Genomic DNA, 12,858 nt, shown 5'->3' on the forward strand with positions numbered 1-12,858 from the left:
CATGACCCGCCGCCTCACCGGCGAAAGCACCCTGAACTGGCGCGGAACCTAACCCGGGATCAAACACACCTCACAGGGCGAAACACTCAGTCAGGAGGCGGCGGCCACGACGCGGGTGATCTCCGCCGTCATCCGCCGGATGCCGGGCGACCGCACCGGGCACGGCCGGGACCTGGCCGTGGTCGGCGCCAGGCAGAAGTGCAGGAAGTCGTCGCCGCGGTGCATGGCCGCACGGCCGCTGCCCGGCTCCGTGCAGTACGCCGGGTGCCGCGTCTCGTACGCCGTGCAGGGCAGCTTCTCGACCCACGTGTAGCGACCGGAGGCCGGGCTGACCGTCCGCCCCGCGTCGGCGACGAGCCCGCCCGACGCCTTCGCCTGCGCCCGGTAGATGGCGTTGACGCGCCGCACGCGGTCGGGCGTCATCGCGTCGGGCCCCTGCAGCACCCACACGACGCGGGTCCGTCCGGCACCGGCGGCGGTGTCGATCTGCGCGGCGAGCCGGCGCGCGTCGGCGGCGTACCGGTCGAAGTACTTCGCGCGCTGTTTGTCGTACGTGATGCCGTCCATGCACGGCGTGTAGCCCCACGCGTTGCCCCAGAACTGGAGGACGACATAGTCCGGCCGCTCGGCCCGCACCAGCGCGGCCGCCTTGTCCTTGTCCGGTACGAGGGAGTCCTTGCCGGTCCCTTCGAGGTAGTCGCAGAGGGTGGTGCCGGAGTACGGGGCGCTGCGGTAGCGGGCGCGGAGGCCGTCGCGGAGCTGCGCGCCGAGGACGTCCTGGTTCTCCATGGCGAGGGAGTCACCCAGGTACAGGACTCTCGGGGCCTTCGGGGCCTCTGGCGCCTTCGACCGCGGCTTCTCCGCGGCACGCTGCCGCGTGGTGGAGGACGGCGAGGGCTCCCGGGGCGCCGCGGCGCCGGGTGGCGCGTCGGGCACATCGGCCGGTGCCGCGCCCCCGGAACCCGATCCGGGATCGCCGCACGCACCCAACAGCAGCACGCCGGCCAGCACCCCCGCGCTCCACAGCTTCCGCATGCGGCAACTCCCGCCCCAGTCGGCCGAAACGGCCACCAGGCAAGCACACACGGGAGGCGGAGGAAAGACATCCGCATGCCAACCACAGCCGTGGGGCCGGACGGGGCCGTTTCAGTAGCGGAGAGCCGTGGTGACGTCGGCCTTCACGCCGTCGCCGTCGAGTTTGTGAGTGCTGCGGGCCGTGGCGTCCTTGGACGTACCTGCGGGGACACCGGAAATCTTGGTCACGACCGTGTCCAGAAGCTTGCCGTCGGCATTCTTGAAGGTGACCTGGACGGCGAAGGACTTGGCGGAGTCGGCGGTGTTGTCGGCCGTGACCTTCACGGTGGTGCGGCCGTCCTTGTCGGTCGACGGATCGCCGAGCCGTACGTCGCCCTTGGCGTCGACGCCGCCCTTGATCTCGTGGATCTTCTCGCCCGCCCGCGCGGTCGCGGAGGCCACCGCCGATGCCGCCCGGCTGGCCGCGTCCGAGGCGGTGCCGCCGTCGTCGGAGCAGCCCGCCGTCAGGAGGGCGAGGGCCGCGGCGCACACCGCCGCGGCCGCCGGACCACGTGTCCTGCGCCCGGCCCTGAAACCGGGCCCGACCCCGGACGCGTATCTGTACTCGTACCTGGCCATGCCGCCTCCGTAGCTCGCTCCACCTGGTCCCCCCAGTGAAGATCAGCGAAGCGGAGGCCGCATGCCGGAAAGGTCCGAATCGCTCAGCGCGCGACGTACTGCGTCAGGATCGCCTGCACCTCATAGATGTCGACGCCCTTCGTGAACGTCTTCTGCATCGGCGCCGGGTTGCCGGAGATCCAGATCTTCAGCTCGGCGTCGAGGTCGAAGTGCCCCGCAGTCTCCACCGCGAAGTGCGTGATGCTGCGGTACGGCACCGAGTGGTACTCGACCTTCTTGCCGGTGATCCCCTGCTTGTCGACCATGATCAGCCGACGGTCGGTGAACAGCATGGTGTCGCGTATCAGCGTGTACGCGGCGTGCACCTGCTCGCCGTGCCCCAGCAGCCGCGCGTAATCGCTCTGCGCCTTCGCCGGGTCGACGGTGTGCGCGTTTCCGAACAGTGCCATGTCAGGCCCCCCACTCACTCAACTTCGATGAACCGTCACTGTATAGGTGACGCTTTTCTGCTCACCCGGCTCAGGTGCCGGTCAGTCAGTCTGGGGCGGTGAACCCCGTGCAGTCGATGCTGGAGTAGTCGTCGGGCGCCCGGACCACATGGAACTCGACCGCCCAGTCGCCCGGGTCGTTGGCCGTCGGGATCGCCTTCTTCGTGCCCACCTGAGGAATCCGGGTCGCGAAGTCGTCCGGGTAGGTGGCGGTCTTCCAGTCGTCGGGTTCCTTGCCGCCGTACAGGTCGACGGGCTTGCTCGCGTATCCCATGGCCCGGTTCTCGGTGGGGAGGCCCGCGACGGGGCGGCCGGTGTCGGGATCGATGTCGTGCGGGGGTTTGACGGTCACGGCGACGTAATACTTCTTGGCTTCTCCGGCCTTGTCGCGGGAGGAGCTGAAGGCGTACTTGTCGCGGAAAGCGATCTTCACGGTGCCGTCCCGTCCGGGCACGACGGAACGCTGGAAGCCGGAGGGGCCGCGCACTTCGGAGGGCACGTTGCAGGCGGCTTCTTCGGAGTTCCAGAAGACGCGGCTGATGCGGTCGGCGTTGATGTGGGAGGGGGCGCCGCCCTTGGACGCCTGATCGCCCGCCCCGGATCCGGACCCGGACCCGGAGTCGGACCCGGAGTCGGACCCGGAGCCGGAGCCGGAGCCGGTCCCGGATCCAGATCCCGACTCCCGCCCCGACTCCGGCTCTTTGCTCCCGCTCTCGGCTCGGCCTCCGTCGCCCGGCAGCAACTGGGTGACGACCAGTGTGAGTGCGACGGCCGTAGCGGCGGCGGCTGTCGTGATCGCGGCGAGCTTGAACCAGTGCGGCTTCCGGCGCGGGGGTGGGGGCGGGGACGCGGGCTGCGTAGGGAAGCGGGCGAACGCTTCCGGGGAGGGGGAGGGGGAGGGAGCTGGTGATGGCGAGGGAGAAGTGGAGGGGGCGTCGGCGAGGGCCGCGTACGCCGGGTCGTCCACGAGCGCGGACCGTACGGCACACCGCTCGATCACCTCGGCCGAAGTCGGCCGCTCGCCGGGCGACTTGGCGACGCACGCCTCGATCAGGGCCGCGAGACCCGGCTCGACGCCGGCCAGGTCGACCGGCTCGTGCACGGCCCGGTAGCTCACCCCGGCCGCCGCGCCCGCACCGAACGGCGGCCGCCCCGTGGCCGCGTACGCCAGCGTCGCGCCCAGCGCGAACACATCGGCAGCCGGGCCGACTTCATTGCGCATCAGCACTTCCGGCGCGGTGAACCCGGGTGTGCCCGGAGCGAGACCGGTGTCGGTCAGCGCCGTGTGTCCGTCCCCGCGCGCGATGCCGAAGTCGATGAGCTGCGGGCCCTGACCGCCGAGGATGACGTTCTGCGGTTTCAGGTCGCGGTGGGTGATGCCGTACGCGTGCACTGCGGCGAGCCCCTCGGCCAGCGCGGCGAACAGCTTGCGGCAGGTGTCGGCGGGCAACGGCCCGCGCTCGGCGACGGCGGAGCCGAGGGTCGGCCCCTTCACATACTCGGTGGCGAGCCAGTAAGGGGCCGCGTCGAGCGAGGCGTCGATCAACTGGGCGGTGTAGGCGCTGCGGACGACCCGTACGGTCTCGACCTCGCGCCGGAACCGCGCGAGGGCCTCGGGATGATCGGTGATCTCGTCCTTGATCACCTTGATGGCCACGAGCCGCCCACCGGGCGACCGCCCGAGGTAGACCTGCCCCATGCCGCCCGCGCCGAGGCGCGCGACAAGGGTGTGCCGACCGATCGACTGCGGGTCCTGAGGCCTGAGCGCATCCACGGCACAAGGGTGCCGTACGAGCCGGATGATCTCTACGGGCGGGCGGTCGGGCCCGAGTTGCCCGGGTCGACCGGCAACCGAGCCGGGTCGCGCTGAGCGCCGCGCGTGAACGCGACACCGAAGGCGGCCTCTCCCAGGGCAGCCTTCGCCGAGGCTGCGATCCGGTCGACATCGCCGCGTTCGGCGGGTGGGAGGGGTGCCCCCACGCTCCTGCGGGCCGCGTCCGCCGCACCCAGCAGCAGGGCGGCGCGCTCCGCCGCGCCGGATACGGCCGCCGCACCCGCAAGCCCCTCCAGGGAGAGGGCGATGGCGCGCGGCTCGGCGAGCAGACGGGCGGTGCGGAGGCCGCGCAGGTGGTGGGCCTCGGCGCCGGCCCCGTCCCCGCGCAGCTCGGCGATGAAGCCCAGCTCGGCGTGGTGCAGGTGATCGCCGGCCGGTGAGGATACGTCGGCGTGGCGGTCGCGGATGCGCTGCAGATACGTCTCGGCTGTGGCGAGGTCGCCGACGCGGCGCGCCCCGAGTGCGAGTCCCATCTCGGCGTGGATCTCCCCGTACCGGTAACCGTACTCGACGGCCAACAGCCGCGCCTCCTCGTGGAGTTCGCGCGCCCGCTCCCAGTCGCGCGTGAGCAGGGCCAGCCGGCCGAGCCCGGAGAGCCGCGCGGCGACCTCGGCCCGGAGCCCGAGCTCCCGGGCGATGCCGAGGCCCTCCTGCTGGCGGCGGGCGGCTTCGTCGTAGTCGCCCCGGATCTCGGCGAGGGTGGCGAGAGGTGTGACGGCCTGCAAGGCGCCCCACCGGTCGCCGAGCTCACCGAACAACTGGGCCGCACGGCCCCCGTCGCCGCCGACGGTGTCGAGCTCCCCCCGGATCAGCGCGTGCATCGCGCGCAGGGCGAGCGCGGCGGCCGTGCTCCACCGGTCGCCGGCGGCGTCGGCGAGGACGAGCACCCGAGCGTTGACCTCCTCGCTCGCGAGGGGCTCACCCGCGCTGAAGAGGCCGTAGGCGTAGAGCCAGAGGGTGCGGAGGTCGACGTTGGGGTGGTCGACGTCGGGGCGGTCGAGGTCGTGGTGGTCGACGCCGTGGAGGACGTGGTCTGGTGGAAGCCGGTGGCTGTTCGCCCGCTCCCCGGTCAACAGGGCGAACGCGTTCCGAAGAAGCCGAAGTGGACCCGTACCGTGGGTGCCGGGCACGGCCTCGAGCACCGCGGAAAGCGAACGCCGGGCCTCGGCCAGCCGCCCCCGCAACAACCACCACCAGCCGAGCGCGCCACCAAGCCGCACGGCTTCTCCCACGTGCCGCCCGGAATCCCGCCGTACCGCCTCCTCCAACGCCCCGCGAAGGTTCGCCGCCTCGGCGTCGAGGAGGTCGAGCCACACGCGCTGCTCGCCCCCGCGAAGGTGCGGCTCGGCGCGTTCGGCGAGGTCCAGGTAGTGGCGAAGATGGCGTTCACGTACGCCACCGAGATCCTCCATCTCGCGCAGCCGCTCCATGGCGTACGCGGAGACGGACTCCAGGAGCCGGTAGCGCGGACCGGTCCCGGCGGGTCCCGGCGCCATGACGACCAGCGAACGGTCGACGAGGCGGGTCACCAGATCCAGGACCTCGTCGCGAGTCACCCCGTCACCCGCGCACACCGCCTCCGCCGCGTCCAGCGTGCAGCCGTCGCGGTGGACGGCCAGGCGGCGCAGGACGATGCGTTCGGGCGCGCTGAGCAGCTCCCAGCTCCAGTCGATCATCGCCCGCAGGGTCTGCTGGCGGGCCGGGGCACCACGCTGCCCCGAGGTGAGCAGCCGGAAGCGGTCACCGAGCCGATCGGCCAACTCACGCACTCCAAGGGCACGTACGCGCGTCGCCGCAAGCTCGAGGGCGAGCGGGATGCCGTCGAGACGACGGCAGATCTCCGCGACGGCCGCCTCGTCGGCGCCACCGGGGGCGAGCGAGAAACCGGGCGCCGCAGCACGGGCACGTGCCACGAACAGGCTGACCGCGTCCGCGGCAGGCAGCGGCTCCACCAGGAACACGGCCTCACCGGTGAGCCCCAACGGCTCCTGACTGGTGACCAGCACGCGCACCCCCGGCGCGGCACGCAGCAAGGTGTCCGTGAGCTCGGCGGCCTCCTCGACGACCTGCTCACAGTTGTCGAGAACGAGCAGCATTCGGCGGTCGCGCAGCGCGGAGACGAGGCGTTGGGTGGGGGCGGGGGGTCGGGCTGGGAGGCCACCCCCGGTGGAGCCGGAGCCCGGCGGCCCCGACGGCATGTCGTCCCGGAGGCCGAGGACACCGGCCACGGCCTGAGCGAGGTCGGCGACGCCACTCCCGCCCCGCAGCCCGGCAAACTCGACGAGCCAGACGCCATCGGGGAAGGCGGTGCGCCCCTCGACCTCACCCGCCTGCCGCCCCGCGACCTCTACCGCGAGCCGCGTCTTACCGACACCCCCGGACCCGGTGAGCGTCACGAGCCGCCCGGCGGCGAGAAGCGATCCGGTCTCCGCCACGGCCCGCTCCCGCCCGACGAGCGCGGTGAGGGGGGCGGGGAGGTTGGTGCGGACGCCGACGGGTTCGACGGGAGGCTCGACTACGGGCGAGGGAGCTGGAGCGGTACCCAGGCTCGAACCGAGACCGGGGCCCGGGCCTGAGCCCGGGCCGGAACCGAGGCTGGAGCCCGCGCCGGAATCCAGACCGGACTCCAGACCGGACTCCAGACCGGAAGCCGAGCCCGAACCGATACTGAAACCCGGGCCGAAACCGGGGCCGGCACCCGATTCCGAACCGAGCCCGGAGCCGAGGCCCGAACCCGGCGCCCCACCGGGCCCCGCCCTCAACCAGCCAGCGCCGCCAGCAGCACCACTACCACCGCCACCACCCGCCCCCAACCCCGGCTCCTGGCGGAGTATCGCCTCGTGCAGGGACACCAACTCCGGGCCAGGGTCGAGACCAAGCTCCTCCGACAACTGCTGTCGTAGCGACGCGTACGAGGCGAGGGCCTCACTCTGGCGCCCCGCCAGGTACAGCGCACGCATCTGCACGCCCCGCAGCCGTTCCCGAAGCGGATGCCGCGTGACGAGGTCGGCCAACTCACCCGTGAGCAAGGTGTGCTCGCCCGCTGCGAGCCGTGCCTCCGCCTGTTCCTCCACCACGGCGAGGCGCTGCTCGGCGAGCCGGTCGGCTGTCGCCCGTACGAACGGCTCATCGGCGAGATCGGCGTACGCGGGCCCGCGCCACAACGCAAGCGCCCGAGTCAGCACATCAGCCCGCCCACGCGCATCCGCCACGCCACGCGCCTCCTCGACGAGAGAACGGAAACGGTCCGCGTCCACCTCGTCACCGGCCGCCACATCAACACGCAACCGATAACCGGGCGCCTGGTACTCCACACGATCACGGCCGAGGGCGCGGCGCAGCTGGGAGACCTTGGACTGCAAGGCGTTGGCGGGATTGCGCGGCGGCGCATCGCCCCACAGGTCGTCGATGAGCCGGTCGGCGGAGACCGGCCGCCCCTCGTGCACGAGAAGGTCGGCGAGCAGCGCCCTGACCTTCGCCTCGGGGACCTTGACCGGCTCCCCCTCGCCGTCCCACACCGCCAGTGCCCCCAGCACCCCGAACCGCATGTGGATCACCGTACACACCGGCGACCGCCCCACAACGCCCGTCAGCGGATCATCAGCGGCCCCGAAGCGCCCGCGAGCACAGTCGTCACATGAACGGCGCAGCACCGCCGCACGGCAGGAGAAGAAGGGGGACACATGCCCAAGTACGCAGGCAGGAAGGCGGTAGTCATCGGTGGCGCCACAGGCCTCGGCCTGGCCATCGCGAAGCGGCTGGTCGAGGGCGGCGCCGAGGTCCTGGTGACCGGCGGCCCCCAGGCGGACCTAGCCGCGGCCGCCGCAGAGGTGGGCTCCTGCGCCCACGTCATCCGCGCCGCGCCGACACCCTCGTCGTCCTCGGCGTTTTCCACAGCCCTCACCTCCACCATCCAGGAACGCCTGGGCGGCATCGACCTCCTCTTCATCCACGCCGACGACGGCCTCCCCGAACCGCCCGCCCCCGAACTGCTCCATCTCCTACGGGAAGGAGGCTCGGTCGTCCTCACCGGCGGCTCGACCGACGACCCGGCGGCCAACTCCCTGGCACCCCTGACCCGTTGTCGCGCCCCGGCCGACGAGACAGCAGGCCTAGCACTCCACCTGGCAACGAAACCCCACACCGCCACCCCCCACGGCTGAGCCCGACGCCCCCGAACTCATCCGCGTACGCGCACCGAACCCCACACACGCACTGAAAGGCCCCACACCCACCATGCGCACAACAGAAGCAACACCCACTCCGACCCCCGCATCCACCCCAACACACCCCCAGGAGGGGCAAAGAGAATTCCCCCTCCTGGCCCTCCTGGCCCTGGCCACCGCCGTCTTCATCACCAGCCTCACCGAGACGCTGCCGGCGGGCCTGTTGCCGGCGATGAGCGCCGATCTCGGCGTAAGCGAGTCGGCGACCGGCCAGACCGTCACCGTCTACGCGATCGGCACCGCACTCACCGCGATACCGCTGACCGCCGCCACCGCGGGCTGGCGCCGCAAGCGCCTGCTGCTGACCGCGATGGCGGGCTTCGCCGCCGCCAACACCGTCACCGCACTCTCGACGAACTACCCCCTCACGATGACGGCCCGTTTCGTCGCCGGTGTCGCCGCGGGGCTGGCCTGGGCGCTGCTCGCCGGTTACGCCCGCCGCATGGCGCCGCCCCACCTCCAGGGCAAGGCGATCGCCATCGCCATGGCGGGCATCCCGGTCGCGCTGTCACTGGGCGTGCCGGCCGGAACGTTCCTGGGCAAGGCGCTCAGCTGGCAGGTCGCGTTCCTCGCCATGACGGGCCTGACGGTGCTCTTGCTGGCCTGGATAGCGACACTCGTCCCCGACTACCCCGGGCAGCCGCAGCAGACGCACACTGGGCGAAAGACTCGCGGCGACATCACCAAGCCCTCAATGCTGCACACCTTGCGCGTGCCCGGCGTGACGCCGGTCCTCTTCGTCACCCTGGTCTTCGTCCTGGCGCACACGGTCCTCTACACGTACATCGCCGCGTTCCTGGACGAACTGGGCATGGCCGGTTCGACCGACGTCGTCCTTCTCGTCTTCGGCGCCGCGTCTCTCCTCAGCATCTGGATCGTGGGCGCACTGATCCACCGCAGGCTGCGCGCACTGACGCTGGCGAGCGTGGTCCTGGTCGGCGTAGCGGCGGCCGTACTGGCCGTCTTCTCCGACACCCCGGCACTCGTATACGTCGCCGTGACGCTGTGGGGCCTGGGCTGGGGCGGCGCCCCGACTCTGCTCCAGACCGCCGCGGGCGACGCGGCCGGCGACGCGGCGGACGCGGCCCAGGCCATGCTCGTCACCCTCTGGAACGTGGCCATGGCGGGCGGCGGCGTCTTCGGCGGCATCCTGCTCGGCCTGGTCGGCACCGCGTCCTTCCCCTGGACGATCCTGCTGCTCCTGGCCCCGGTCCTGCTGGTGGTGACGGCGGCCCGCAGGCACGGATTCCCCGGCAGGCCCTGATTCCGGCTGGGCGGCCCGCGGCGGCCCCCGCTGGGTCCACGGCGTGGCAAGGGCGACGACGGCCTCAGCGGAACTGGTCACCGCGGCGGTAAAGCGAAGCGCCCGAAGCAACAACACCGCGTCCGGCGCGACCAGCTCGTCCGACTAGAGAACACCCGGCGAGACAGACCTGGTGGGTCACATCTTCGGTGCGGGGGAAGGCACCGAAGAGGCGACTGTCCTCGCCCGCCTCGCCGGGAGACTGTAGGACCCGCGAGGGCCCGGACGACTCCCTCAGAAGTCGTCGGCGCCGTTGCGCAGCTCGTACGTCCAGAAGCCGGTCAGCGCCTTCGCCGGGTCGACGGCGATGCCCCCGCTGCCCGGCGCGGTGACGGCGGCCATGCCACCCCCGCCCTGCAGCGTCACGGAGAACCCGGAGACGGGCTCGTTGCTCTCGTCGACACCACCGTCCGACACCTTGACCAGGGCGTACGCGGGGGCGCCGGCCTTCAGGACCACGAGGCTGGCGGGCTTGCTCTTGGCAACGGCAGGCACGTTCTGCTTGTGACTCTCCAGGAACTGGATCTCAGGGAAGCCGGTCATCTTGCAGCTGTGCCCCGAGGTGTTCTTCGCGGTCAGCACGATGTGGGTGTAGGGAGGACCACCGTGACGGGCGGCGCTGATGCTGACGTCTTTGGTGGTGCAGACGGGTGCAGCACCGGCCCCTCCATCGCCACGACCGGCGGCGACGGTGGCCTTGGCCCCGACCCCACCCTTCGCGGCCTGCCCCGACTCTCCGTCGGAGTCAGCCGCCGCCCCATCCCCCTCGGACCCACCGACGGAGACGGTGCTTTCACTACCCGTCGACCCAGCGGACTTCGTGTCGGAGCCACCCCCGCCACAGGCGGTGAGGGAGAGAGCAAAGACGGCCGCACCGGCAGCGGCAAGAACGGTGGTGCTACGAAACGTACGCATGGGATGTCCCCCGAAATGAAACGCGAATGCTGACACGCCAACAGCCCGGCCAACGAAACCCACCGCCTGACCTGCTGACATCCCCCACTCTGCCGACCCCCGCTAACGTCCCACTGCCGCCCCACTGACGCCCGACTGCCGCACCCTCGTGGCGAACCAAGGGCATGCGTACGCAGCGCGTCAAGACGACGTCGTTGGACTCCGCCGCCAACTGCCCTAGCGTGAGGGCGCCCGGGGAAGGCTCAGAGGTGAGGCCGACGGAGGACAAAGCATGACCATTGCCGCTACCGATCCGTCCGGCATCCCTCCCATGCCGGATAGAACCCCCAAGGCACTTCGACAGGCAATCGCTCGGCACGCTCCGCAGCTGCTCGCTGACTTTGACGCGCATTGGAATCGGGCGATCGCTGCCACGTTCGACCTCGATCCCGTACCGGCGTTCATGGCTCGCTGGTGGGGCGAGTACGCCATCGCCCGCGACCCGTACCTCGACGCCCACCTGGCCGACCTCGAAGCGCGTGCCACCGAAACCACCGACCTCGCCGAAGCCAGAAAGCTCCTGGAGGAAGCGTCCAACATCCGGCACCTGGCTGCCCGCACGGCGCCCGCCCGCTGAGCGACGGCACGTCCATGGGCCAGCCTGGCAAGGCCTGCCCCGTCCAAGCCCAAGCCGTACGCGACGCCTTGCCCGAGCAAGCACCACAAGTTGCCGTGGCGCAGGTGGCGTCATCGCTGCCTGCCAACTCACGGTGGTACCGACAGCGACGATTGTGAACATCGCTCTCCCGCATTCATGCCACCCCAACCCACCCCTCTCCCCAACTCTCATCCCGGCCGCCGTCGACTCACACGGCTGTGGAGCGGGCACTATTCATGGCGTCCAGGTGGAGCGCGCCGCTTTACGAACGGCCTCGATGCCATGGGCCGCGTTGTCGGGTGCTCGCCTCATGTGCCCTGGGGCTATCCACAATGGGCGGGCGGCGGCGCAGCCAGGAGGCCCACCTGGCGGAGCGTCCAGGTGAGGTCCGGCCCGCCCCGGGCGCTTGCGGTTCGGCGGACCACAGCTGACTCTTGCGACCTCATGGGGCAGTCGGCGGGCTATTTGGTAACCATCGCGCCCCCAAAACCCGCAGTGCTCCGCCCCGTTGGGGCGCGGCGTACCTTGACTGCGTGGGAGACGATGACTTGGGGCGGAATTTGCGGCGGCTGCGGCGGTTGGCGTCGTTGACGCAGGAGGAGTTGGCTGAGCGTTCCGGCGTGTGTGTGGACGTGATTCGGCAGCTTGAGCAGCGGCGGAAGCATTCGGCACGGTTGCCCACGTTGCACGCGCTGGCGAACGGGCTCGGTGTGGAGCTGACGACGCTTCTCGGGGATCCCCCTGCCGTCTCCTCCACGGGGGAGAACGACGGGCCCCGCTTCGTGGCGGTGCGGCGCGCCATCATGCCGGCGCTCGGGGGGCCGGAGCCCGAGCCGCCTGGGCCCGGCTTCTCGCTCGACGTCCTGCGCGAGCAGATCGCGGAGGGGTGGACGCAGTACCACGCGGCCGAGTTCGACACCGTGATGAAGGCGCTGCCCGACATGATCGCGGATGCGCGGGCTGCCTGTTTATTGGGTGATGGGGGTGGGGTGGGGGGTGGCCGGAGCGGTGGGTTTGCGGCGTTGGGGAAGGTTCTTCAGCTTGCTGGGCACGTTGCCGTGCGGATGGGGAAGACCGACCTCGCGCTCATCAGTCTGGAGCGGGCCATCGACGCGGCGGACCGCTCCGCCGATCCCTTGCTGCGGCCCATAATCGTCAACTCCGTCGCGTGGACGTATCAGCGGCAAGGCCGACTCGGTGATGCCCTGAGCGTTGCCCTGCGGGCTGCGGACGCCATCACTGCTGGTGGTTATACGGAGACTGCCGATGGGTTGAAGGTCTGGGGCGCGTTGACCATGTCTGCGGCCACATCCGCCGCGCGCAGCAACGACTACCAGCGAGCGGCTGAGTTGATGGAGCACGCCGAGAAGGAGGCCAAGAGGGTGGCCAAGTTGCCGCCGGGCAGCGACAGCCGGATGGTCAGCGTGTTCAGTCCGTCGTCGGTTCGTATCGAGCGCGTGCGGCTGGCCGTTCAGTACGGCCATCCGCAAGAAGCCCTGGTGCTGGCCAAGGGCATGCGTCTTGGCAAGGACGTTCCCGCGTCCTGGCGGACGTGGCTGTTGTTGGATGTGGCCCGGGCCCACACCGACCTCGGCGATGCGGCCGGCGCGGTGAAGGCTCTGGAGTCGCTGCACCGCGTGGCGCCCTCTTGGATGCAGCACCACACTCTGGCCGTGGCCATCGTGCGTGATCTGTGGGCGCTCCCTCATCACCCGCCGGGTCTCCGGCAGTTGGCAGAGCTCCTGGGCGTCGCCGAATAGCGTTGCGAAAGTAGGGCGTCACGTCCCTGTCACGCTGTGTCG

At 71.1% G+C, this 12,858-nt stretch carries 10 protein-coding genes; 4 read left to right on the forward strand and 6 right to left on the reverse strand.

The window, feature by feature from the left end:
• Nucleotides 1-90: 90 nt before the first annotated feature.
• The 5 genes from ACZ56E_RS31510 to ACZ56E_RS31530 form a co-directional block, all read right to left on the reverse strand.
• Nucleotides 91-1,035 carry an SGNH/GDSL hydrolase family protein gene (locus ACZ56E_RS31510; RefSeq protein ID WP_471219359.1) on the reverse strand — a complete coding sequence of 315 codons (945 nt, stop codon included), beginning with the start codon at nt 1,033-1,035 and terminating at the stop codon, nt 91-93.
• Between the two features lie 111 nt (nt 1,036-1,146).
• On the reverse strand, nt 1,147-1,653 hold the full coding sequence (locus ACZ56E_RS31515) for a hypothetical protein (protein WP_471219361.1): 507 nt from the start codon (nt 1,651-1,653) through the stop codon (nt 1,147-1,149).
• A gap of 83 nt (nt 1,654-1,736) precedes the next feature.
• Complete coding sequence (locus ACZ56E_RS31520) at nt 1,737-2,102, reverse strand: PH domain-containing protein (RefSeq protein WP_398302040.1); 366 nt, start codon at nt 2,100-2,102, stop codon at nt 1,737-1,739.
• A gap of 85 nt (nt 2,103-2,187) precedes the next feature.
• Nucleotides 2,188-3,915, reverse strand: a complete 1,728-nt coding sequence (locus ACZ56E_RS31525; RefSeq protein WP_471219363.1) for a serine/threonine-protein kinase — start codon at nt 3,913-3,915, stop codon at nt 2,188-2,190.
• A 32-nt stretch (nt 3,916-3,947) separates the two neighbouring features.
• On the reverse strand, nt 3,948-7,523 hold the full coding sequence (locus ACZ56E_RS31530) for an AfsR/SARP family transcriptional regulator (protein WP_471219365.1): 3,576 nt from the start codon (nt 7,521-7,523) through the stop codon (nt 3,948-3,950).
• Nucleotides 7,524-7,658: 135 nt separating this feature from the next.
• On the opposite strand from ACZ56E_RS31530, the gene ACZ56E_RS31535 reads away from it, so the two are divergent.
• Both ACZ56E_RS31535 and ACZ56E_RS31540 read left to right on the forward strand, forming a co-directional pair.
• Nucleotides 7,659-8,138: an SDR family NAD(P)-dependent oxidoreductase gene (locus ACZ56E_RS31535; protein ID WP_471219367.1), complete on the forward strand. Its 480-nt coding sequence runs from the start codon at nt 7,659-7,661 to the stop codon at nt 8,136-8,138.
• 73 nt (nt 8,139-8,211) lie between these two features.
• A complete protein-coding gene (locus ACZ56E_RS31540; RefSeq protein WP_471219369.1) occupies nt 8,212-9,465 on the forward strand; it encodes an MFS transporter in 1,254 nt (417 codons plus the stop codon).
• Between the two features lie 273 nt (nt 9,466-9,738).
• Here the strand turns inward: ACZ56E_RS31540 and ACZ56E_RS31545 are convergent, their stop codons facing one another.
• Nucleotides 9,739-10,500, reverse strand: coding sequence for a DUF4232 domain-containing protein (locus ACZ56E_RS31545; protein WP_471219371.1), 762 nt, complete (start codon nt 10,498-10,500; stop codon nt 9,739-9,741).
• A gap of 190 nt (nt 10,501-10,690) precedes the next feature.
• On the opposite strand from ACZ56E_RS31545, the gene ACZ56E_RS31550 reads away from it, so the two are divergent.
• Together ACZ56E_RS31550 and ACZ56E_RS31555 are read left to right on the forward strand one after the other, a co-directional pair.
• Nucleotides 10,691-11,035, forward strand: a complete 345-nt coding sequence (locus ACZ56E_RS31550) for a DUF6247 family protein (RefSeq protein ID WP_471219373.1) — start codon at nt 10,691-10,693, stop codon at nt 11,033-11,035.
• Nucleotides 11,036-11,589: 554 nt separating this feature from the next.
• A complete protein-coding gene (locus tag ACZ56E_RS31555) occupies nt 11,590-12,816 on the forward strand; it encodes a helix-turn-helix domain-containing protein (RefSeq protein WP_471219375.1) in 1,227 nt (408 codons plus the stop codon).
• The last annotated feature ends 42 nt before the right edge of the window (nt 12,817-12,858 follow it).

The sequence above is a fragment of the Streptomyces sp. NPDC039480 genome, assembly GCF_055597165.1.

What these genes read in the sequence shown, in the direction of transcription:
- ACZ56E_RS31520 (WP_398302040.1), bottom strand. Translation starts at nt 2,102, where the DNA reads ATGGCACTGTTCGGAAACGCGCACACCGTCGACCCGGCGAAGGCGCAG.
- ACZ56E_RS31530 (WP_471219365.1), bottom strand. Translation starts at nt 7,523, where the DNA reads ATGCGGTTCGGGGTGCTGGGGGCACTGGCGGTGTGGGACGGCGAGGGG.
- ACZ56E_RS31510 (WP_471219359.1), bottom strand. Translation starts at nt 1,035, where the DNA reads ATGCGGAAGCTGTGGAGCGCGGGGGTGCTGGCCGGCGTGCTGCTGTTG.
- ACZ56E_RS31515 (WP_471219361.1), bottom strand. Translation starts at nt 1,653, where the DNA reads ATGGCCAGGTACGAGTACAGATACGCGTCCGGGGTCGGGCCCGGTTTC.
- ACZ56E_RS31540 (WP_471219369.1), top strand. Translation starts at nt 8,212, where the DNA reads ATGCGCACAACAGAAGCAACACCCACTCCGACCCCCGCATCCACCCCA.
- ACZ56E_RS31545 (WP_471219371.1), bottom strand. Translation starts at nt 10,500, where the DNA reads ATGTCAGCAGGTCAGGCGGTGGGTTTCGTTGGCCGGGCTGTTGGCGTG.
- ACZ56E_RS31535 (WP_471219367.1), top strand. Translation starts at nt 7,659, where the DNA reads ATGCCCAAGTACGCAGGCAGGAAGGCGGTAGTCATCGGTGGCGCCACA.
- ACZ56E_RS31550 (WP_471219373.1), top strand. Translation starts at nt 10,691, where the DNA reads ATGACCATTGCCGCTACCGATCCGTCCGGCATCCCTCCCATGCCGGAT.